This is a genomic window from Mycobacterium sp. pR1184 (assembly GCF_041287235.1).
In the GTDB taxonomy this organism is placed as follows: domain Bacteria; phylum Actinomycetota; class Actinomycetes; order Mycobacteriales; family Mycobacteriaceae; genus Mycobacterium.
Genome location: NZ_JBGGKR010000011.1, coordinates 202,681 through 222,932, shown reverse-complemented (window position 1 = coordinate 222,932; position 20,252 = coordinate 202,681). Strand labels below are relative to the sequence as shown.

General features: G+C 66.5%; 20 protein-coding genes. 13 read left to right on the top strand and 7 right to left on the bottom strand.

The features are described 5' to 3' along the window. Positions 1–51 precede the first annotated feature (51 nt). Genes ACAG21_RS20195 through ACAG21_RS20185 form a run of 3 tightly spaced genes read right to left on the bottom strand, consistent with a single transcriptional unit; the run spans position 52 to position 3,820 of the window. A complete protein-coding gene (locus ACAG21_RS20195) occupies positions 52–1,902 on the bottom strand; it encodes a dipeptide ABC transporter ATP-binding protein (protein ID WP_370498020.1) in 1,851 nt (616 codons plus the stop codon). Continuing rightward, positions 1,899–2,846: an ABC transporter permease gene (locus ACAG21_RS20190; RefSeq protein ID WP_370498019.1), complete on the bottom strand. Its 948-nt coding sequence runs from the start codon at positions 2,844–2,846 to the stop codon at positions 1,899–1,901. Before ACAG21_RS20190 ends, ACAG21_RS20195 begins: the two co-directional genes overlap by 4 nt. Further along, the gene (locus ACAG21_RS20185) at positions 2,843–3,820 is read right to left on the bottom strand and encodes an ABC transporter permease (RefSeq protein ID WP_370498042.1); all 978 of its coding nucleotides are present in this window, start codon (positions 3,818–3,820) and stop codon (positions 2,843–2,845) included. Before ACAG21_RS20185 ends, ACAG21_RS20190 begins: the two co-directional genes overlap by 4 nt. 209 nt (positions 3,821–4,029) lie before the next feature. Here ACAG21_RS20185 and ACAG21_RS20180 point away from each other — a divergent pair, with 209 nt between their 5' ends. The 11 genes from ACAG21_RS20180 to ACAG21_RS20130 all read left to right on the top strand — a co-directional run bounded on the left by ACAG21_RS20180 (position 4,030) and on the right by ACAG21_RS20130 (position 15,595). Further along, on the top strand, positions 4,030–4,374 hold the full coding sequence (locus tag ACAG21_RS20180; protein ID WP_370498018.1) for a lsr2/espR transcriptional regulator: 345 nt from the start codon (positions 4,030–4,032) through the stop codon (positions 4,372–4,374). 4 nt (positions 4,375–4,378) lie between these two features. Beyond that, a complete protein-coding gene (locus ACAG21_RS20175) occupies positions 4,379–4,858 on the top strand; it encodes an NADH-quinone oxidoreductase subunit B family protein (RefSeq protein ID WP_370498017.1) in 480 nt (159 codons plus the stop codon). Next, on the top strand, positions 4,855–6,831 hold the full coding sequence (locus ACAG21_RS20170) for a proton-conducting transporter membrane subunit (RefSeq protein ID WP_370498016.1): 1,977 nt from the start codon (positions 4,855–4,857) through the stop codon (positions 6,829–6,831). Before ACAG21_RS20175 ends, ACAG21_RS20170 begins: the two co-directional genes overlap by 4 nt. Positions 6,832–6,836: 5 nt before the next feature. Beyond that, positions 6,837–7,787, top strand: a complete 951-nt coding sequence (locus ACAG21_RS20165) for a respiratory chain complex I subunit 1 family protein (protein WP_370498041.1) — start codon at positions 6,837–6,839, stop codon at positions 7,785–7,787. Then, positions 7,784–8,446, top strand: coding sequence for a hypothetical protein (locus tag ACAG21_RS20160; protein ID WP_370498015.1), 663 nt, complete (start codon positions 7,784–7,786; stop codon positions 8,444–8,446). The genes ACAG21_RS20165 and ACAG21_RS20160 overlap by 4 nt, the downstream gene beginning before the upstream one ends. Next, positions 8,446–9,912, top strand: coding sequence for a proton-conducting transporter membrane subunit (locus ACAG21_RS20155; RefSeq protein ID WP_370498014.1), 1,467 nt, complete (start codon positions 8,446–8,448; stop codon positions 9,910–9,912). Before ACAG21_RS20160 ends, ACAG21_RS20155 begins: the two co-directional genes overlap by 1 nt. Continuing rightward, positions 9,909–11,381 (top strand): NADH-quinone oxidoreductase subunit C, encoded by a 1,473-nt coding sequence (locus tag ACAG21_RS20150; RefSeq protein WP_370498013.1) that lies wholly within the window; start codon positions 9,909–9,911, stop codon positions 11,379–11,381. The genes ACAG21_RS20155 and ACAG21_RS20150 overlap by 4 nt, the downstream gene beginning before the upstream one ends. A 135-nt stretch (positions 11,382–11,516) precedes the next feature. Next, positions 11,517–12,008, top strand: coding sequence for a beta-class carbonic anhydrase (locus ACAG21_RS20145; protein WP_370498012.1), 492 nt, complete (start codon positions 11,517–11,519; stop codon positions 12,006–12,008). A 215-nt stretch (positions 12,009–12,223) separates the two neighbouring features. Next, positions 12,224–13,204 carry a sulfate adenylyltransferase subunit CysD gene (gene cysD, locus ACAG21_RS20140; RefSeq protein WP_370498011.1) on the top strand — a complete coding sequence of 327 codons (981 nt, stop codon included), beginning with the start codon at positions 12,224–12,226 and terminating at the stop codon, positions 13,202–13,204. Then, complete coding sequence (cysC, locus tag ACAG21_RS20135; RefSeq protein WP_370498010.1) at positions 13,204–15,057, top strand: adenylyl-sulfate kinase; 1,854 nt, start codon at positions 13,204–13,206, stop codon at positions 15,055–15,057. The genes cysD and cysC overlap by 1 nt, the downstream gene beginning before the upstream one ends. A 55-nt stretch (positions 15,058–15,112) precedes the next feature. Then, positions 15,113–15,595 carry an RrF2 family transcriptional regulator gene (locus ACAG21_RS20130; RefSeq protein ID WP_370498009.1) on the top strand — a complete coding sequence of 161 codons (483 nt, stop codon included), beginning with the start codon at positions 15,113–15,115 and terminating at the stop codon, positions 15,593–15,595. Position 15,596: 1 nt separating this feature from the next. Here the strand turns inward: ACAG21_RS20130 and ACAG21_RS20125 are convergent, their stop codons facing one another. Together ACAG21_RS20125 and ACAG21_RS20120 are read right to left on the bottom strand one after the other, a co-directional pair. Beyond that, complete coding sequence (locus tag ACAG21_RS20125) at positions 15,597–15,986, bottom strand: VOC family protein (RefSeq protein WP_370498008.1); 390 nt, start codon at positions 15,984–15,986, stop codon at positions 15,597–15,599. A gap of 11 nt (positions 15,987–15,997) precedes the next feature. Continuing rightward, on the bottom strand, positions 15,998–16,411 hold the full coding sequence (locus ACAG21_RS20120; RefSeq protein WP_370498007.1) for a VOC family protein: 414 nt from the start codon (positions 16,409–16,411) through the stop codon (positions 15,998–16,000). Between the two features lie 69 nt (positions 16,412–16,480). Here ACAG21_RS20120 and ACAG21_RS20115 point away from each other — a divergent pair, with 69 nt between their 5' ends. Next, positions 16,481–17,359 (top strand): LLM class flavin-dependent oxidoreductase, encoded by an 879-nt coding sequence (locus tag ACAG21_RS20115; RefSeq protein ID WP_370498039.1) that lies wholly within the window; start codon positions 16,481–16,483, stop codon positions 17,357–17,359. Here the strand turns inward: ACAG21_RS20115 and ACAG21_RS20110 are convergent. Both ACAG21_RS20110 and ACAG21_RS20105 read right to left on the bottom strand, forming a co-directional pair. Then, on the bottom strand, positions 17,356–19,080 hold the full coding sequence (locus tag ACAG21_RS20110; protein WP_370498038.1) for an NAD-binding protein: 1,725 nt from the start codon (positions 19,078–19,080) through the stop codon (positions 17,356–17,358). The genes ACAG21_RS20115 and ACAG21_RS20110 overlap by 4 nt on opposite strands. Positions 19,081–19,215: 135 nt before the next feature. Continuing rightward, positions 19,216–19,587 (bottom strand): nuclear transport factor 2 family protein, encoded by a 372-nt coding sequence (locus ACAG21_RS20105; RefSeq protein WP_370498006.1) that lies wholly within the window; start codon positions 19,585–19,587, stop codon positions 19,216–19,218. On the opposite strand from ACAG21_RS20105, the gene ACAG21_RS20100 reads away from it, so the two are divergent. Next, a complete protein-coding gene (locus tag ACAG21_RS20100) occupies positions 19,586–20,182 on the top strand; it encodes an NUDIX domain-containing protein (RefSeq protein WP_370498037.1) in 597 nt (198 codons plus the stop codon). The genes ACAG21_RS20105 and ACAG21_RS20100 overlap by 2 nt on opposite strands. The last annotated feature ends 70 nt before the right edge of the window (positions 20,183–20,252 follow it).

Sequence of the window (20,252 nt, the reverse complement as noted above, 5' to 3'; positions counted from 1 at the left end):
GCCAGCGCCGCGAGCGTGCGGGCTCTCGGTAGGTGTGTCACGCGCACGATGCTAACCGGCTGCGGCATCGGGATGCGCCCGCGGAACGGCGGCCAGCAGTCGCCGGGTGTACTCGTGCTGCGGGTTGGTGAACACCTCATCGCCATCGCCCTGCTCGACGATGGCGCCCCGGTACAACACCACCACCTGGTGCGCCAGGTGCTTGACGACGGAAAGATCATGCGAGACAAACAGATACGAGAGACCGAAGCGTGCCTGCAGGTCGAGCAACAGGTTGATGATCCCGGCTTGGATCGAGACGTCCAGCGCCGACACCGGCTCGTCGAGCGCCAATATCTTCGGCTGCAACGCCAGCGCTCGGGCGATACCGATGCGCTGCTTTTGTCCACCGGAGAACTCGGCCGGATAGCGAGCGGCGTCGGCGTAACGTAGACCGACGGTGTCGAGCAGTTCGGCTACGCGTGCATCGGCGTCAGCCTTCCGGAATCCATTGGCCTGCAAAGGTTCGGCGATGATTTCGGAAACAGGGAGACGGGGGTCCAGTGACGCCACCGGATCCTGGAACACCACCTGAATGTCGTGCCGCAGCGCGCGTCGGCTCTCCGGATTCAGTCCGGCGACGTCGGCGCCGAGAACCTCAATCGAACCCGATTGCGGCGTATTCAATTCCAAGATCTGTTGCAGAATAGTCGATTTGCCCGAACCGGACTCGCCCACGATCGCCAGCGTACGGCCCTGCTGCAGGGTGAAGCTGACGCCGGCTACCGCTCGCACCTCTCCGACCCGCCGGCGAAATACCACACCCTTGGTGAGCGGGTAGGTCTTGCTGAGGTCGGTCACCCGCAGCACGGTTGCGTCCTGGTCTGCCGCGGTATCCACGGTCGGCGGCGCGGTTGTCACGCCGAAGATCTCGGAGGCGCTGCGACCGGCGACGTCGTCGGTGCGGATGCAGGCCGCCCGGTGGCCTTCGGAAACCATCACCAGAGCTGGCTCGGCCGAACGACATTCGTCGATGGCCAGCGGACAGCGGGCGGTGAACGTACAGGCGTCGGGGACAAGCGTGGCCAGGTTCGGCGGCGCTCCCGGAATCGGAACCAGCCGGGTGCCCTGCGGGGCGTCCAGCCGCGGCACCGACCCGAGCAATCCGACCGTGTAGGGCATGCGGCGGTCCCGGTAGAGATCGTCGACGGCGGCGATCTCTACCTCACGTCCGGCGTACATGACCATGGCCCGGTCGGCGAACTCCGATACCACCCCCAGGTCGTGGGTGATGATCAACACTGCCGCGCCGGTGACATCGCGCGCGGTCCGCAGCACATCGAGGATTTGAGCCTGCACGGTGACGTCCAGCGCGGTGGTGGGCTCATCGCAGATAAGCAGGTCCGGATCGTTGGCGATCGCGATCGCGATTACCACCCGCTGGCGCTCGCCGCCGGATAGCTCGTGCGGGAACGCTTTTGCCCGCCGATCCGGCTGCGCGATACCGACCAGCTCGAGCAGCTCCACGGCCCGGGCCCGGGCGGTTGCGCGGTTGACGTCACGGTGGTGAACCTGGATGGCTTCGGCGATCTGGTCCCCGACGGTGTAGACGGGAGTCAGGGCCGACATCGGGTCTTGGAACACCGTGCCGATCGTCTTGCCGCGGATGCGTGACATCGCCTGGTCGGGCAGGCCGAGCAACTCCTGGCCGTGCAGCCGAACCGAACCCGAAATCTCGGCGTATTCGGGCAGCAGCCCCACGACTGCCATGGCGGCGGTGCTTTTGCCCGAGCCCGATTCCCCGACGATCGCGAGCACTTCGCCCGGATCGATGTGGTAGGTCGCCCCGCGTACCGCGGGCACCCGCGCATCCCCGGTGTCGAAGGTAACGCTGAGATCGGTCACCTCCAGCAGTGCCGTCATTGCGGGCGCCCGATTGGCTTGCGCTTCCTGCGGCGGGACGGCTTCGCGCCCGGATCGATCGCGTCGCGCAGACCGTCGCCGGCGAGGTTCGCGCACAACACAATCAATATCAACGCCGAGCCCGGGACCAGGAAGACCCAGGGGAAGGTGGTCGCCGACGGAGTGCCTTCGGCAATCAGCGTGCCCAGCGATACGTCCGGTGGTTGAACACCGAATCCCAGGAAGCTCAACCCGGTTTCGGCCAGGATCGCGAAACCCACGTTGAGCGTTGCGTCGATGATCAGGATCGAGGCGACGTTCGGCACGATGTGATGCACAATCACCCGTCGGCTCGACACTCCCATATACCTTGCCGCACGGACGAATTCGCGTTCCCGCAGGCTCATGGTCAGGCCGCGCACCATCCGCGAGCTGACCATCCAGCCGAAGGCCGCGAGCAGCACAATGAGCCACAGCACGCTGTTCGAATGTTTGGTGCGCGGCGTGACGATGGCAATGAGCAGGAAGCTGGGCACCACCAACAGCAGGTCCACCAGCCACATCAGTGCCCGATCGCGCCAGCCGCCGAAATAGCCGGCGACCGATCCGACGGTGGCGGCGATGGTGGTCGAGATCACCGCCACGCAAACACCGATCAGCAGCGACTTCTGCATGCCGGTAAGCGTGCGGGCCAGCAGGTCCTGGCCCAGCGCGTTGGTGCCCAACCAGTGTCGCAGCGACGGCGGCTGCAGCAGTGAGTGCAGATCCAGATCGGTATAGCTGTACGGCAATAGCGGTGGCAATGCATAGCATCCGACGAATGCCAGCGCCAGCAGAATCAGCGCCACTGCCGCAGGCGTGTTGCGAAAAAAGCGTCGCACCAACAGGTTTCGGCGTGAGGTAAAGGTTGCTACCGGGTGGACGCCGGTGCGCCCCGGTGCCCCTCGGTCGGTCTCTTGGGTCATGAAACCCGCACCCTGGGATCGAGTGCCGCATAGATGACGTCGGACAACAGCCCCGCCAGCAGAACGGCCGCGCCGGAGAAAAGCGTGATCGCCGCGACGACGTTGGCGTCCTGGGTCGCGATTCCGGACACCACCCATTCGCCCATGCCGTGCCAGCCGAAGATCTTCTCGACGAACACCGCGCCGACGACGAGCCCGCTCACTCCGTAGGCGAACAGGGTCGCCATCGGAATGAGTGCGGTGCGCAGGCCGTGTTTGAACAGCGCCCGCCGACGGGTCAGACCCTTTGCTCGCGCGGTCCGGATGAAGTCCTCGCCGAGCACGTCGAGCATCGCATTCCGTTGGTAGCGGCTGAAACCCGCGATGGCGCCCAGGGCCAGCGTCAGGGTGGGCAGCACGATGTGCTGCAACCGTTCGATGACGGCGTCGACGGTTCCGGTGGGCGCCAGCGGCGAGGTCTCCCCGGTGTACTGAAAGATTCCCACGCCGGCGAACATGTTGATCCGCAGTGCGCCCAGAATCAGCAGGCTTGCCAGCACGAACGACGGGATGCTCAAGACGATCAGCGACAGCACGGTGATCACCCGATCGCTGAGCCGGTACTGGCGCACCGCGCCCCAGGCGCCCACGATGACGCCGATCAGCGTGCCCAGCACCGAACCGGTCACCACGAGTCGCAGGCTCACTCCCACCCGGCGCCACAGTTCCTGGGAGACCGGGTGACCGCTCACCGTCACCCCGAAGTCACCGTGGACCACACCGCTAACCCATTTCGCGTAGCGGATGGCCACCGGTTTGTCCAAGCCCAGCGCGACGGCCTTGGCGTGAATCGCCTCCGGCGGTGGCGTCGGGTGGCGCTGCATAAAACTGTCGAGCGGATGAAACGTCTGCGAGGTCAGCAGGAAGGTCAGGAAGGACGCGAGCACCAGCAGGACGACGTAGTTGAGGAAACGCCGGGCGAGGTACCGGATCATGCCCGGCGGGCCTGCCTGCATCGCATTGGGACAGGGTAGCGAGATAAGCGCGACCCGGCTTGGATCGGCCGCCGCCGGCCACGCCGAACGGGATCGCCTGGGCGCTCGTCCCGCGCGATGAGCGCCGTACAACAGTGTCTGCACTTGTGCGTATGATGAATTCTTCAATTGATGGACCGCATCATTGGCAAAGCCTTCAGGGAGTACGGGTGGAAGCAAAGCCCCTCTACAAGCTCAAAGCCGATTTTTTCAAGACGCTTGGGCACCCCGCGCGCATCAGGATTCTTGAGCTCCTGGTGGAGCGGGACCGCTCCGTGGGGGAGTTGTTGGTGTCCGACGTCGGACTGGAGGCGTCGAACCTGTCCCAGCAGCTGGCGGTGTTGCGTCGGGCCGGAGTTGTCGCCGCCGACCGCGACGGCAACGTCGTGACCTATTCGATCGCCTCGCCCGATATCGCCGAGTTACTCGCTGTTGCCCGCAAGGTACTCACCCGGGTGCTGACCGACCGGGTCGCGGTGCTGGAGGATCTGCGCGCCGACCGCTCGGCGAATTAGCGCCATGGGTTGGTTCACCAAAATCCTTCACGTGGGCCGGGTCGTCGAGCCCGCGGACGCGCCACCGCCGTCGGCAATAGAACCCCCGGCGGGAGTGCGCGGTTCGCTGCAGATCCGGCATGTCGACGCGGGTTCGTGCAACGGATGCGAGGTGGAGATATCGGGCGCGTTCGGGCCGGTGTACGACGCCGAGCGGTTCGGGGCACGGCTGGTCGCCTCGCCCCGACACGCCGACGCGTTGCTGGTGACCGGGGTGGTGACGCGCAACATGGCCGACCCGCTGCGCAACACCCTGGAGGCGACGCCACGCCCGCGGGTGGTGATCGCGTGCGGAGATTGTGCCTTGAACGCAGGGGTGTTCAGGGATGCCTATGCCGTTGCGGGTGCGGTCAGTGACGTGGTGGAAGTCGATATCGAGATCGCGGGATGCCCGCCGACACCAGCCGCAATCGTTGCGGCCCTGCGGTCGGTGACCGGGAAATGACGGCCACGTCGACTCTTGGTTCGGTAGCGACGCCAACGGCACTGTCACGAAAGGGTTTTGGTCCGGCAGTCGGTGGGATTACCACGTCGGGCGTGGGCATCGCCGGGATATGGCTGGGCTTGCAAGCCATGTTCGGGTCGGTACGGGCGATCGATATCGATTGGCTTCTTCCGCTGTCCGGCGTACGCATCGAGCTTGACCCGCTGGGCGGATTCTTCATGGCGCTCACTGGCGCGGTAGCGGTGCCGGTGGGTTGTTATGCGATCGGATACGCGCGGCATGAGCGGCTGAGTAGGGCCACAGTCGCGATGCTGCCGATTTTCGTCGCGACGATGGTGCTGGTGCCGGCCGCGGGCTCGGTGACGACCTTTCTGCTGGCGTGGGAGTTGATGGCGATCACGTCGCTGATGCTGGTGCTGTCCGACGACACCCGTGCCCAGGTGCGCGCCGCGGGTCTGTCGTACGCGGTGATGACCCAGCTCGGGTTCGCCGCGATCCTGGTCGGGCTGATGGTGTTGTCGGCAGCCGGCGCATCCGACCGGCTCGCCGACCTCACGGGGGTGTCCGGCGGGGTCCGCGCGGTGGTGTTCGTGCTGACCGTCGTCGGCTTCGGATCGAAGGCGGGGTTGGTGCCGCTGCACGCCTGGTTACCGCGCGCCCATCCCGAGGCGCCCAGCCCGGTGTCGGCGTTGATGAGTGCGGCGATGGTCAATCTTGGCATCTACGGCATCGTTCGCTTCGACCTGCAGTTGCTCGGGCCGGGCCCTCGGTGGTGGGGTCTGGCGCTGATGGCGGTTGGTGCCGTATCGGCGCTCTACGGTGTGCTGCAGGCCTCGGTGGCGACCGACATCAAACGGCTGTTGGCGTATTCGACGACGGAGAACATGGGCCTGGTCACGTTGGCGCTCGGTGCAGCCGAGCTGTTCGTGGACACCGGTGCCTACGGTCCGGCGACAATTGCCGCAGCCGCCGCGGTAGTGCATCTGATGGCGCACGCGGCATTCAAGAGCCTCGGGTTCTTGTCGGCCGGATCGGTGCTGGTCGCCACGGGTGTGCGCGATCTCGACCTGCTCGGCGGGCTGGCCCGCCGGATGCCGGTCACCACGGTGTTCTTCGGATTGGCCGCCCTGGGCGCGTGCGGGCTGCCGCTCGGTGCCGGTTTTGTCGGTGAGTGGCTGCTGGTCCAGTCCCTGATCCACGCTGCCCCCGGACACGATCCGACGGTGGCCCTGACCACTCCGTTGGCGGTCGGCGTGGTCGCCCTGGCTACCGGTCTGAGTGTGGCCGCGATGGTCAAAGCGTTCGGGATCGGGTTCTTGGCCCGTCCCCGCTCGAGCCGGGCCGCCGGCGCGGGTGAGGCACCGGCCAGCATGCGCACCGGCATGGCGGCCGCGGCGGGCGCCTGCCTGATCCTCGCGGTCGCGCCGGGGCTCGTCGCCCCGATCGTGCGGCGGATCGTCGCGACACTGCCGTTCGCCCACGCCGTCGGGTTCGCCGACTTCGGCATCGTGGTTCGACTGCCCGGGGTGCCCGGTTCGATCGCACCCGGTGTGATAGCCGCCAGTGTGCTCGCCACCGCGCTGGTGGCGTCCGGGCTGGCCCGGTTGCGTTCCAGGCACCGCCCCGCGCCCGCCGTACTGCCGTTATGGGCCTGTGGTGCAGACGATCTCACCGAGCGCATGCAATACACGGCAACGTCCTTCGCCGAGCCCCTGCAGCGAGTCTTCGGCGAGGTGCTGCGCCCCGACACCGACATCGAGGTCACCCAGACGGCCGAGTCACGGTTCATTGCCGACAGGATCACCTACCGGACCGCGATCACCGACGCGGTCGAACAGCGTCTGTACGCCCCGATAGTCGCGGCGGTCGCCGCCGCGGCCGGTCTGATGCGCCGGGCCCACACCGGCAGCGTGCACCTCTACCTGGCCTACGGTGCGCTGGGGGTACTGATCGTGCTGGTGGCCGCCAAGTGAACGCGATGTCCTACGTCGCGGGGGCGGCTCAGCTCGGCCTGGTCACCCTCGGTGCGCCGCTGGTGGTAGGCGTGACGCGTCAAGTGCGGGCCCGCTGGGAGGGCCGAGCAGGCGGCGGATTGTTGCAGCCATGGCGAGATCTACTCAAACAGCTTGGTAAGCAACAAATCACCCCGGCGGGAACGACGATCGTGGTTATTGCCGCGCCCGCGATCATCGCCGGGACGACACTGTTGATCGCGGCGATCGCACCGATCGTCGCCACGGGGTCACCCTTGGACTCCAGCGCCGATTTGTTCGCGGTGGTCGGCTTGCTTTTTCTGGGCACCGTGGCGCTCGCTCTTGCCGGCATAGACACCGGCACCTCTTTCGGCGGTATGGGCGCGAGCCGCGAGATCACCATCGCAGCCTTGGTCGAGCCGACGATCCTGCTGGCGGTGTTCGCGCTGTCCATCCCGGCCGGATCGTCCAATCTTGGTGCGCTGGTGACAAATACGATCGCGCACCCCGACCATGTCATGTCCTTGACCGCTGTGCTCGCCTTTGTCGCGCTGGCGATCGTCATCGTCGCCGAGACCGGGCGGCTGCCGGTCGACAATCCCGCGACTCACCTGGAATTGACGATGGTGCATGAGGCGATGGTCCTCGAATATGCCGGACCCCGGTTGGCGCTCGTCGAGTGGGCGTCGGGGATGCGACTCACGGTTCTGCTGGCGCTGCTGGCAAACCTGTTCTTGCCGTGGGGGATTGCCGGCGCCGCGCCCACCGCGCTTGAGGTGCTGGCGGCTGTTGCGGCGATCGTGATCAAGGTGGCGGTGCTGGCCGCGTTACTTGCGACATTCGAGGTGTTCATCGCCAAACTCCGATTGTTCCGGGTGCCCGAACTGTTGGCGGGTTCGTTCCTGCTGGCCTTGCTCGCTGTCACGGCCGCCAACTTCTTCACGGTGCGCACATGAGCGACGCGAACTTCTCGACCTTGGTCGACTTCGCCGCGGGCGGGCTGGTGCTGGCCGCGGTCTTGATCGTCTGGCGCCGCGACTTGCCCGCCATCGTGCATCTGCTGGCCTGGCAGGGCCTGGCACTGACCGCGATCCCTGCGTTGCGCGGCGTCCACGACCACGATGTCGCACTGATCGCGGTCGCCGTCGTCGTACTGGCGCTGCGCGTGGTGGTGTTGCCGTGGCTGCTCGCCCGCGTGGTGAGTGCCGAAACCACTTCGCGACGCGAGGCCACGCCGCTGATCAACACCACCAGTTCGCTGTTGATTACCGGCGGGTTGACCGTCGCCGCATTTGCGATCACCCAACCGGTGGTGGAGCTGGCACCCGGCCCTAGCACCAACGCCGTGCCCGCAGCGTTCGCGGTGGTGCTGATCGCGCTCTTCGTGTTGACCACGCGGCTGCACGCGATCTCACAAGCCGTCGGATTCCTGATGCTAGACAACGGGATTGCCGCGACGGCTTTCCTGCTGACGGCGGGAGTGCCGTTGATCGTCGAACTCGGAGCCTCACTGGATGTGCTCTTGGCCGTCATCGTGATCGGCGTGCTCACCGGCCGGCTGCGAAACACCTTCGGCGACGCCGACCTGGACAAGCTGCAGGAACTGCACGACTGATGACCACTTTGCTCCTTACCGCGATCCTTGCGCCACTTGCCGCGTCCATCGCCACCCTGGTCGGCGGATGGCGGCGCGCGACCGCGGCACTGACCGTCCTGTCCGCGGTCACCGTGCTGGTGTGTGGTGTCGCGCTGGGATTTCGGGTCGTCTCCGGTACCCGGTTCGCGCTCGGCGGGCTGCTGCGTGCCGACGCGCTCACGGTGACGATGCTCATCGTCATCGGGATCGTCGGCACGCTGGCCACCTGGGCGAGCGTTTCTTACATCGACGGCGAGCTGGCCCGCGCCCACACCGATGAGCGGGGTGCGCGCCTGTTCGGTGTACTGACGCCGGCGTTCTTGGCGGCGATGGTTCTCGCGGTGTGCGCCAACAATATTGGCGTGGTGTGGGTGGCGATCGAGGCCACCACCGTAATCACTGCCTTCCTGGTGGGGCATCGGCGCACGCGCACGGCGCTGGAAGCGACCTGGAAGTACGTGGTGATCTGCTCGGTCGGTATCGCCGTCGCGTTCCTGGGAACCGTGCTGCTGTACTTCGCCGCACGCTACGCCGGGTTGCCCGCCGCCCACGCGTTGAACCTCGATGTGCTTGCCGCGCACGCGAGCGGCCTGAATCCCGCTGTCGCGCGGTTGGCCGGCGGACTGTTGCTGATCGGTTACGGCGCCAAGGCCGGGCTTTTCCCGTTCCACACCTGGCTGGCCGACGCCCACAGCCAAGCTCCCGCGCCGGTGTCGGCGCTGATGAGTGGCGTGCTGTTGTCGGTCGCGTTCTCGGTGATCATCCGGCTGCGACCGATCATCGACGCTGCCACCGGGCCGGCTTTTCTGCGCGGCGGACTGCTGGTGGTCGGGTTGGCGACGCTGCTGGTCGCCGCGCTGATGCTGACCGTCACCGGCGATATCAAGCGAATGCTGGCGTACTCCTCGATGGAGAACATGGGGCTGATCGCGATCGCGGCGGCCGCCGGCACCACGCTGGCGGTCTCCGCACTGCTGCTGCATGTGCTCGCCCACGGGATCGCCAAGACGGTGCTGTTCCTGGCGGGCGGCCACTTGCAGGCCGCGCACGAATCGACGGCGATCGCCGATATCACCGGTGTCATGCACCGGTCGCGGCTGATCGGCGTAGCGTTCGCCGCGGGCCTGATAGCGCTGCTGGGCATGCCACCTTTCGCGATGTTCGCCAGCGAACTGGCGATCGCGCGCTCGCTGGCCGGCGCGCGGCTGGCCTGGGTGCTGGGCGTCGCGATCCTGCTGATCGCGATCGCCTTCGCCGCTTTGGCCCGCAACGGCGGGCGAGTACTGCTCGGTGCGCCGGCACCGGGTGCACCATCGCTTGTCGTGCCGGCCACCGCCGCAACGGTCTTGATCCTGGGCATCGCCGCCTCCGCCACCCTCGGCATCACGGCCGGCCCGCTCACCCACCTGTTCACCGTCGCCGCCAACATCGGATCCTCGCGATGAAACGAAGCTGGTTGCGGCACAGAGTTTCTCAGCGCGAGCTCACCGAAAAGGCCGAACAACTGCTGGACGATTCCTTCAGGCTGGCCTTGGTCGCCGCACACGACGATTCAGACAGCCTGCGTGTCGTCTACCTGTTCCTGGCCGGCCGCCCCGATCGCCGTGTCGAGCTTGAATGCATTGTGCCCGTGCACAATCCAACGCTGCAGTCGTTGGCCTATGTATCGTTTCCGGCGAGTCGATTCGAGCGCGAGATGGCCGACCTCTACGGCATTCGACCCGTCGGCCACCCCAAACTTCGCCGCCTGGTCAGTCACGCGCACTGGCCCGACTGGCATCCGATGCGCACCGATCCGGGGCCCGCGCCCGAATTCGCCGACACCGGCGCGTTCCCGTTCCTCAACGTCGAAGGGCCCGGGGTGTACGAGATCCCGGTCGGTCCGGTCCACGCCGGCCTGATCGAACCGGGTCACTTTCGCTTTTCGGTCGCGGGTGAGACCGTCGTGCGGCTGAAAGCCCGGCTGTGGTTCGTCCACCGGGGCATCGAGAAGCTGTTCCACGGCCGTACCGCCGATGGGGCCGTCGATCTCGCCGAACGCATCAGCGGCGATACGTCGGCTGCGCACGCCTTGGCCCACAGCCTCGCCGTCGAAGACGCCCTCGGCATCGAGCTGCCCGACGACGTGCACCGGCTGCGTGCGCTGATCGTCGAACTCGAGCGGCTCTACAACCATGCCGCCGATCTCGGCGCCCTGGCCAACGACATCGGCTACTCCATCGCCAACGCACATGCCCAACGCATCCGGGAACGACTGCTGCGGCTCAACGCCTGCGTCACCGGCCACCGGCTGTTGCGCGGTGCCATTCGCCCGGGCGGCGTTGTGCTGCAAGGTCTTCCCGATACCGAGGAACTTCAACGGCTCGCCGCGGATCTGGCCGAGGTGGCGTCGCTGACGCTGACGAACGCGGTTGCCTACGACCGATTCGCGGGTACCGCGATTCTTCGCTGCGAAGACGCTCGTGCCCTGGGCTGTCTGGGGTACGTCGCTCGTGCCAGCGGCCTTCGCACGGACGCCCGGCTCGAGCACCCCACCGTCGATCTGCCCGTCGTGGAAATTGCCGCGACGGCGGGCGATGTCCTGGCCCGCTACACCGTGCGGCGCGACGAGTTCGCCGCAGCCGCTGCCCTCGTCCGGCACATCGTCGAGTCACACAGCGGCCCAATCGAATACGGTGTCAGCATCGAGGCGGGCACGCCCAGCAGCGGTGTCGGCATAGTCGAGGGTTGGCGTGGCACCATCGTGCACCGCGTCGAAATCGACGCGACCAACCGCATCACCCGCTCCAAAATCGTCGACCCGTCCTGGTTCAACTGGCCCGCGCTGCCGGTGGCGATGGCCGACACGATCGTCCCCGACTTCCCGTTGGCCAACAAGAGCTTCAACCAGTCCTACGCGGGCAACGACCTGTAGCCGAGGCGAGCCCGGACTCGCCACTGGCCGCCGCTAGAGATTCCGAAGTCGCTGAGCAAAACTAGACCCTGCGCCAATTCCAGGAGATAAGCTGCGGCACCGATTGCCTGGCAATTTCCATCCGAGGAGGCTTGCGTGACGGTTACCGATGATTACTTGGCAAACAACGCCGGATACGCGAGCGCCTTCAATGGTCCACTGCCGCTGCCCCCGAGCAAACACGTCGCGGTCGTGGCGTGCATGGATGCCCGGCTCGATGTCTACCGCGTCCTCGGCCTGAACGAGGGCGAGGCCCACGTCATCCGCAATGCCGGCGGCGTCGTCACCGACGACGTCATTCGGTCACTGGCCATCAGCCAGCGACTGCTGGGGACTCGGGAGGTCATCCTGATCCACCACACCGACTGCGGGATGCTCACCTTCACCGACGACGAATTCAAGCGCGCCATCCAAGACGAGACGGGGGTCAAGCCGCCGTGGGCGGCCGAGGCGTTCGGCGACCTCGCCGAGGACGTGCGGCAGTCGTTGCGCCGCATCGAAAACAGCCCGTTCGTCACCAAGCATGTGTCGCTGCGTGGCTTCGTCTTCGACGTCGCCACCGGCAAGCTCGAAGAGATAACCCTCTAGCACTGCAGCCTCCTGCGCCGACACGGGCGCGCTGGAGTGCATGAACATTTGCCCGCCTCCGAGCGACAACCGAATTTCACGCCGGTTGGCGCTCTGATTGTCGCTCGGAGGCGGGCAAATCGTGATGTCCTCCGAAGTGTGCGTCGGCCGCCGCTAACCAGCGCCATTGACACGGCCGGGCCGGGCTGGTTCTATGAACGTCAATGACCGTAAACATGGTCAGTTCTACCAAGATTATCCGGATAAGCGGTTTGGACAAGGAAGCCATGACCAGTGGTGTGACGACGGGCCCCGCGGCCGGTCAGTACGAATTGAGCCATCTGCGCTCGTTGGAGGCGGAGGCCATCCACATCATCCGTGAGGTGGCCGCGGAGTTCGAGCGGCCGGTGTTGCTGTTCTCCGGCGGCAAGGACTCCATCGTGATGCTCTACCTGGCGCTCAAGGCGTTCCGCCCCGGGCGGCTGCCGTTCCCGGTCATGCATGTCGACACCGGCCACAACTTCGACGAAGTGATCTCGACCCGTGACGAACTCGTCGACGAGTTCGGGGTGCGCCTGGTGGTGGCGTCGGTACAAGAAGACATCGACGCCGGGCGGGTCGTCGAGGCCATCCCGTCGCGCAACCCGATTCAGACCGTGACGCTGCTGCGTGCCATCCGTGAGAACAAGTTCGACGCCGCGTTCGGCGGCGCCCGGCGCGACGAGGAGAAGGCCCGCGCCAAGGAGCGGGTGTTCAGCTTCCGCGACGAATTCGGCCAGTGGGACCCCAAGGCGCAGCGCCCCGAGTTGTGGAACCTCTACAACGGCCGGCACCACAAGGGCGAGCACATCCGCGTCTTCCCGCTGTCGAACTGGACCGAGTTCGACATCTGGTCCTATATCGGCGCCGAGAAGGTGAAGCTGCCGTCCATCTATTACGCCCACCGGCGCAAGGTGTTCGAGCGCGACGGGATGCTGCTGGCCGTGCACCGCCACATGCAACCGCGTGCCGACGAGCCGGTGATGGAGAAGACGGTGCGGTTCCGCACGGTCGGCGATGTCACCTGCACCGGGTGCGTCGAATCGCAGGCCGCCACGGTTTCGGAGGTCATCGCCGAGACCGCGGTGTCCCGACTGACCGAGCGCGGCGCCACCAGGGCGGACGACCGCATCTCAGAGGCTGGAATGGAAGACCGGAAACGGCAGGGTTACTTCTGATGGCTGCACCGACGACACTGCTCCGCATCGCAACGGCCGGCTCGGTCGACGACGGCAAGTCCACCCTGATCGGGCGGCTGCTGTATGACTCCAAGGCCGTGATGGAAGACCAGTGGGCCGCGGTCGAAAAGACCTCGAAAGAGCGCGGCCACGACTACACGGATCTGGCGCTGGTCACCGACGGGCTGCGGGCCGAGCGGGAACAGGGCATCACGATCGACGTCGCCTACCGCTACTTCGCCACTCCCCGGCGCAAATTCATCATCGCCGACACCCCGGGGCACATCCAGTACACCCGCAACATGGTCACCGGTGCGTCGACCGCCGCCTTGGTGATCGTGCTCGTCGACGCCCGCCAGGGCCTGCTCGAGCAGTCCCGGCGGCACGCCTTCCTGGCATCGCTGCTGGGCATCCAGCACATCGTGCTGGCCGTCAACAAGATGGACCTGATCGACTGGGACAGAGAGAAATTCGAGGCGATCAAGGACGAGTTCCACGCCTTCGCCGCACGTTTGGACGTGCAGGACGTGGCGACCATCCCGATGTCGGCGCTGCACGGCGACAACGTGGTGACCAAATCGGACAAGACGCCCTGGTATGAGGGCCCCGCGTTGCTCTCGCATCTGGAAGAGGTGTATGTCGCCGGTGACCGCAATCTGGTCGACGTGCGCTTCCCGGTCCAGTACGTGATCCGGCCGCAGACCCACGAGCATCGCGACCACCGCAGCTATGCCGGAACGGTGGCCAGCGGTGTGATGCGCCCCGGTGACGAGGTGGTGGTGCTGCCGATCGGCAAGACCACCCGGATCACCGAGATCGAAGGCCCGAATGGCCCTGTGGGAGAAGCATTTCCGCCGATGGCCGTCTCGGTGAGCCTGGCCGACGACATCGACATTTCGCGGGGCGACATGATTGCCCGCACCAACAACCAACCGAGGGTCGCCCAGGAATTCGACGCGACCGTGTGCTGGATGGCAGACGGCGCGTCACTCGAGCCGGGCCGCGATTACGTCATCAAGCACACCACCCGAACCACGCGGGCGCGGGTCACCGCGCTGGACTACCGGCTCGATGTCAACACCCTGCATCGGGACAAGACCGCTACGGCGTTGAAGCTCAACGAACTCGGCCGTATTTCGCTGCGTACGCAGGTGCCGCTGCTGCTTGACGAGTACACCCGCAACGCGAGCACGGGTTCGTTCATCCTGATCGATCCGAACACCAACGGCACGGTGGCGGCGGGCATGGTGTTGCGCGACGTCGCGGCGCAGAAGGCCAGCCCCAACACCGTGCGGCACAAGTCGCTGGTCACCGCCGAAGACCGGGCGGCTCGCGGCCGGACGGTATGGCTCACCGGCCTGTCGGGTGCGGGTAAATCCTCGGTGGCGATGCTGGTCGAGCAGAAGCTACTCGAAAAGGGCACGCCCGCTTATGTTCTCGACGGCGACAACCTACGCCACGGCCTGAACGCCGACCTGGGCTTTTCGATGGCCGACCGTGCGGAGAACCTGCGGCGGCTGGCTCATGTCGCGACGCTGCTCGCCGATTCCGGCCAGACCGTGTTGGTGCCCGCGATCAGTCCGCTGGCCGAGCATCGCGAGATGGCTCGTAAAGTGCACGACGATGCCGGATTTGAGTTCTTCGAAGTGTTCTGCGATACCCCGCTCTCGGAGTGTGAAGCGCGTGATCCCAAGGGGCTGTATGCCAAAGCCCGGGCGGGCGAAATCACGCATTTCACCGGTATCGACAGTCCGTATCAGCGGCCCAAGAATCCGGACCTGCGGTTGATCCCGGACTGTTCGCTCGAGGAAATGGCTCAGCGCGTCATCGACATGCTGGAGTTGCGCGCCTAGCCCGCAGACCCAAGCATCCGCATCGCAGTGGGCCGATGGTGGCACAATCCTCAACGTGCGGATGTCGGCAAAAGCGGAGTACGCGGTGCGGGCGATGATTCAGCTCGCCACCGCGGACAGCGGCACGCTGGTCAAGACCGACGATTTGGCGCAGGCGCAGGGCATACCGCCGCAGTTTCTGGTCGACATCCTGACCAACCTGCGTACCGATCGCTTGGTGCGCAGCCACCGCGGCCGCGACGGGGGCTACGAGCTGGCCCGTCCGGGTAGCGAGATCAGCATTGCCGACGTGCTGCGCTGCATCGACGGGCCGCTGGCCAGTGTCCGCGACATCGGCCTCGGTGACCTGCCGTACTCGGGGCCGACGGCACCCCTGGCCGACGTGTGGCGGGCGCTGCGCGCCAGCATGCGCTCGGTCCTGGAGGAGACGACGCTGGCCGATGTGGCGTCGGGCGCGCTGCCCAAGCACGTGGCGAGGCTCGCCGACGACTATCGCGGCCAGGAGAGTCTGCGGCATGGCGCTCCGCGCGCCGATTAGCTCAGCTGCCGGATCCGTAGGGCCGAGTCAAGATCTCCATGGCGTGCCCGGAGGGATCCAGGAAGTAGACCCCGCGCCCGCCGTCGCTGTGGTTGATCTCGCCGGGCCGGCTTTGCCGAGGATCGGCCCAATGCGGCAGGCCGCGCGATTGGATCTTGCCGTAGATCGTGTCGAACTCCGGTTCGGACACCAGGAAGGCGTAGTGCTGGCGCCGGATCTCCTCGCCCGCGGGGGCGTCCGCGTAATCGAGGCTCACCCCGTGCTCGAGTGCGACGACCATGAAGTGGCCGAATGGCTGCGGGGCGGGCAGGCCGAAGAGCTCGGCGAGAAATTCCGCGGATTCGTGTTTGTCGCGTGCGGCGACGATGGTGTGGTTGAAACTGATGGACATAGTTCTCCCACCTACTTGGGCGCGGTCAGCTCCAGCGCGATGTTGTCCGGGTCGCGAAATTCCAGGATGTAGGACGGCCCGATATCTTTGATCGGCTCGTGCGCAATCCCCAGTTCGTCGAGATGTGCTGCCGCGGTGTCTAATTCGTCCGCGTTGGCCAGCCGGAAAGCGATGTGGTCAAGACCGCAACGGTCTTCGTGAAAGCGATCCGAGGCGACCGGCCGCAGCCCGAGCAGCGTGCCGCCGAGGTCGTAGATGACGCCGCCGTACAAGAACGAGAACTGGTTGCGGGTTGCCTCGTCGGCATTGTCGGGAACTTCCAGCAACACCGGCCAACCGAACACGCTCTCGTAGAACCGCCGCGATCGCTCGACATCGGTGACGGTCAGTCGGACATGTGCGATGGAGGTACTGGCTAAGGGCACTTAGCCCATGCTGCCACTGGAGAGGCCACATGTAGAGGGCATGCCAGAATCGCCGTCGTGCGGATAGCAATGACGATGCCGGTGATGGAGCCGGATTTGGATGCCAGGGTGCTCGAGAACTGGGCGCGCGCGATCGACGAGGGCCCCTTCTCGTCGCTGTGCTGGGGTGAACGCATCGCGTTCGAAAACCCGGACAACCTCACGCTGCTCGGTGCGCTCGCGGCCTGGACGAAACGGGTGCGCCTGATGACGACGGTGATCGTGCCGCAGCTGCACGATCCGGTGATGTTGGCGAAGGGCCTGGCAACCGGCGACATGCTGTCCGGCGGACGGTTGACCGTTGGCATCGGCGTGGGCGGCCGGCACGAGGACTATCACGCGGTGGGCGCCGACCCGGCGTCGCAGACCATGCGCGAGATGGCCGAGCGGGTCGCGGTGATGAAGCGGGTATGGGCCGGCGAAAAGATCACCGAGTCGGTGCTCCCGGTCGGGCCGGCACCCGTCCAGCCCGGTGGTCCGCCGTTGTTGGTCGGCAGCATCGGGCCGAAGACCATTCGCAGCGCGGCCGCCTGGGCCGACGGGCTGGCCGGCACCACCCTGGACCTGGACGTCGATAAGCAAGATGAGCTCTTCGACGTCACGCGGGAAGCGTGGGCGCGGGCCGGCAAACCCACACCGCATCTGGTGACGTCGTTCTGGTTCGCCTTCGGCACGCCGGAGGAGTCGCGTGCCCAGGTGCATCGGCACCTGCGCCGCTACATGAACTGGATCCCGGCGGAGTACGTGGACGCGATGGCCCCGATGACCGGCTGGGCCGGCGACGAAGACGAGCTGCTCGCGGTGCTGCGCAAATTCGAGGAGATCGGCACCGACGAGGTACAGCTGATTCCGACCAGTTCCGATGTCGACCAGGTGCGCCGCGCCGCCGAGGTCGCCGCGCGGCTCTAGGCGGGTAGGCGCTCGCGGCCGACTTCCGGCTGTGGGGGTTGGCCTTTTTGCAGCGTCGCGACCAGCTCGCGGTAGGGGCCGACGAGATACACGGTGTCACCGGCGCGCAGCCGGGCATCGCGCCGCGGGTGCAGCTGCACCGGGGTGTCGTCGCGGGTAATCGCGATGACGCGGGTCTGCGTCGACAGTTCGAACATGACCATCCCGTCGAGCTCGCTGCCCGCGGCCACGTGCATGCCGCCGATCATGAAGTAGCGCTGACCGACCGAGAACGTCCCCAGCACCTGCAGGCCCATCGCGGCGCCGATGAACCACGGCGCGGCCAGTTCGACGGTCGAGCGCACGGTGTTGAAGCCGAACCGGTCGGCCACCGCGTTGCCCAGCGCCCGGTCGTAGATTCGCAGCACGATCGGCACATCGGGCCGGATGACGTGCGGCAACACCCGTGGACCCAGCATCTCGCGCAGCACGATCCCGGTCTCGATATTGGTCATGTCGTCGTGGGTCAGCACCGCGATCGCCCGCGCGGTGTCGACGCGGGCCGCCTCCAGCGTCTGACGCAGCGTCGCATCCCCGAAGATCACCGGCACCTCGGCGGCGGCCGACAGGTAGCGGTTGTTCTCGTCGATCTCGATCACCGCGACCTCGTATCCGGCCGCGGTCAGATCGGCGACCACCCGGCTGCCGAACGACCCCAGGCCGACGACGACGACATGATTGCGCAAGTGACGCGCCCGCCGGCGCCCGGCCGTGTGGGCGAAGCGCCGCGAGATCAGCAGGTCGGCGATGAATGCGACCAGGACGGCGGTGGTCATCAAGCCGCCGAACATCAAACCGATGCTGAACAGGCGCAACCAGGTGGGCTGGGTGAGGAAGCTGAAGTCGCCGTAGCCCACCGTCGCGATCGTCTCGGTGCTGAAGTACAGCGCATCGACCCACGTCATCTTCGCTTGGGGTTGATAGCAGTAGCGCAACAACACCGTCGAGCCGATCAGCACGGTCAGCACCGCGGCCACCGCACGCATGAACATCGGGTTGACGTCGTTGCGCAGCCCGCGTGCCACGTCGACGGCCCGACGCAGACGGCGCTGACGGATGCGTGTCGTGTTCGGCCGCGGGGCCTTGATACCGCGACTGGCCAGTTCCTCGACGGTGCCGATCATCGCGGTCCAGTCACCGGAGCGGACCTTGAGGTCGCGTCCCGGACAGGTCTCCAGCAAGCCCGGCGCGGGGGAGTTCTTGCCGTGTATCACCGCGACCGGCGCCAGGTCGGCATAGATCTCGCGCAGCGTGGCGTCGTAGGGCGCCTGACCGTTCGAGACGAGGAACTCGATGCCCGCCGCCTCGAAGGGGTGTGCGGTGTGTGCCAGGCACGCCTCGACGACCGACGGCGCCGCCAGTTCGGCGACATCGAGGATCGCGCCGGGGCCGTTGTCGTCGCTCACCGCTTCGCGCAGCACATCGTTGGCCAGCCGTGCCACCACGCGCACATTCGGGTTGGCTTGCCTTGCCAATAAAGCGATTTCGAGGTTGATCGCGTCGTCATCCCCCGCGCAGACCACGGCGGCCGCACGCACAATTCCGGCTTCGACGAGGTCGTCCTTGGTGTCGGCAACGGTGTCATCGACGAGCTTGACGACCGTGGCGCCGGCGTTCTCCAGCTCCTCGGCGATCGTCGTCGCCAGCGCGTCCTCACCGCTGACGATGATGTGGCCGTGCATGCTCACCCGCCTCCCGGAACGTCACATTGCTATGACTATCGGCTACTGCGCCGATTTCTGCCAGCGCAACACCCGCAACGGCGACGGCCAGCTCGGCGCTGGGCGCGTATTTTCTTGGGCGGTAATGGTTTTGCGCTACAGGACACGGACGTCGGAAGGCCCCCAGAACGCCCGCATCGACGTGATCTTCGCGTCGTCGTCGAACGTCATCAGCGAGATGGGGGAAATTCGGGTGCGGGTGTCGCCGGCGTCGAGCGTCAGGTGCCAGTAGAACGCCGCCTCGTTGCCGCCGACGCGTATTTCGGCGAGTTCGGTGTCTTTCTTGGCATCTTGGAACGCGGTGTAGAACTCGCGCACCGCGTCCTGGCCGCGGCGGACTTCCGATCCGGCGGGATCCTCGATGGTGGCGTCGGCGGAGTAGAGGTTCACGATCTCGTCGGTGGCGCCGCTGGCGACGTGCGCGAGATAGCTGTTGACGGTGTGGGTGATGGCTTCTTGGGAAGGCATGGCTCCGGACGCTACCTGCTCGCCATGGCGGTCGCGTCGGGTTGGTGATACTAGCGACGTGCCTTTCATCGAACGCCTCGCGTCGCGCGAGATCTACCGGAATCCGTGGCTGATCCTCCGGGAGGACGACATCCGCCGCCCCGACGGCAGCCCCGGCATCTACGCCGTGATCGATAAGCCGACGTATGCGCTGGTGATGCCGTATGACGGGCGCCGGTTCCGGCTGGTCGAGCAGTTCCGCTATCCGGTGGGCGCCCGCCGCTGGGAGTTCCCGCAGGGCACCGCACCCGATCTGACCGACACCGAGCCCGCCGAGCTGGCCGCGCGCGAGCTGCGCGAGGAAACCGGGTTGAGCGCGACGTCGTTCGAGGCGCTCGGCCTGCTCGACGTCGCTCCCGGCATGACCAGTCAGCGCGGGTGGGTGTTCCTGGCCACGGGGATCTCCGAGGGGCAAGCAGCCCTCGAGCATGAGGAGCAGGACATGCGCAGCGCATGGTTTTCCCGCGACGACGTCGAGGAGATGATCCGCTCGGGGGTGATCGCCGACGCGCAGTCCGTGGCGGCCTACGGACTCTTCCTGCTGCACGGGCGATGAGTTCCGGGCAGCCGGTCGGAACCGTTCGGCGCCACGCAGTTTCGCGCGGACCGGGGCATTACCGCGCGAT

Coding starts and splice junctions, on each gene's coding strand:
- ACAG21_RS20100 (WP_370498037.1), top strand. CDS start 19,586: ATGGCTCCGGACGCTACCTGCTCGCCATGGCGGTCGCGTCGGGTTGGT.
- ACAG21_RS20195 (WP_370498020.1), bottom strand. CDS start 1,902: ATGACGGCACTGCTGGAGGTGACCGATCTCAGCGTTACCTTCGACACC.
- ACAG21_RS20175 (WP_370498017.1), top strand. CDS start 4,379: ATGGGTTGGTTCACCAAAATCCTTCACGTGGGCCGGGTCGTCGAGCCC.
- ACAG21_RS20185 (WP_370498042.1), bottom strand. CDS start 3,820: ATGATCCGGTACCTCGCCCGGCGTTTCCTCAACTACGTCGTCCTGCTG.
- cysC (WP_370498010.1), top strand. CDS start 13,204: ATGGCTGCACCGACGACACTGCTCCGCATCGCAACGGCCGGCTCGGTC.
- ACAG21_RS20160 (WP_370498015.1), top strand. CDS start 7,784: ATGAGCGACGCGAACTTCTCGACCTTGGTCGACTTCGCCGCGGGCGGG.
- ACAG21_RS20125 (WP_370498008.1), bottom strand. CDS start 15,986: ATGTCCATCAGTTTCAACCACACCATCGTCGCCGCACGCGACAAACAC.
- ACAG21_RS20150 (WP_370498013.1), top strand. CDS start 9,909: ATGAAACGAAGCTGGTTGCGGCACAGAGTTTCTCAGCGCGAGCTCACC.
- ACAG21_RS20105 (WP_370498006.1), bottom strand. CDS start 19,587: ATGCCTTCCCAAGAAGCCATCACCCACACCGTCAACAGCTATCTCGCG.
- cysD (WP_370498011.1), top strand. CDS start 12,224: ATGGTCAGTTCTACCAAGATTATCCGGATAAGCGGTTTGGACAAGGAA.
- ACAG21_RS20110 (WP_370498038.1), bottom strand. CDS start 19,080: ATGCACGGCCACATCATCGTCAGCGGTGAGGACGCGCTGGCGACGACG.
- ACAG21_RS20115 (WP_370498039.1), top strand. CDS start 16,481: ATGACGATGCCGGTGATGGAGCCGGATTTGGATGCCAGGGTGCTCGAG.
- ACAG21_RS20155 (WP_370498014.1), top strand. CDS start 8,446: ATGACCACTTTGCTCCTTACCGCGATCCTTGCGCCACTTGCCGCGTCC.
- ACAG21_RS20170 (WP_370498016.1), top strand. CDS start 4,855: ATGACGGCCACGTCGACTCTTGGTTCGGTAGCGACGCCAACGGCACTG.
- ACAG21_RS20190 (WP_370498019.1), bottom strand. CDS start 2,846: ATGACCCAAGAGACCGACCGAGGGGCACCGGGGCGCACCGGCGTCCAC.
- ACAG21_RS20165 (WP_370498041.1), top strand. CDS start 6,837: ATGTCCTACGTCGCGGGGGCGGCTCAGCTCGGCCTGGTCACCCTCGGT.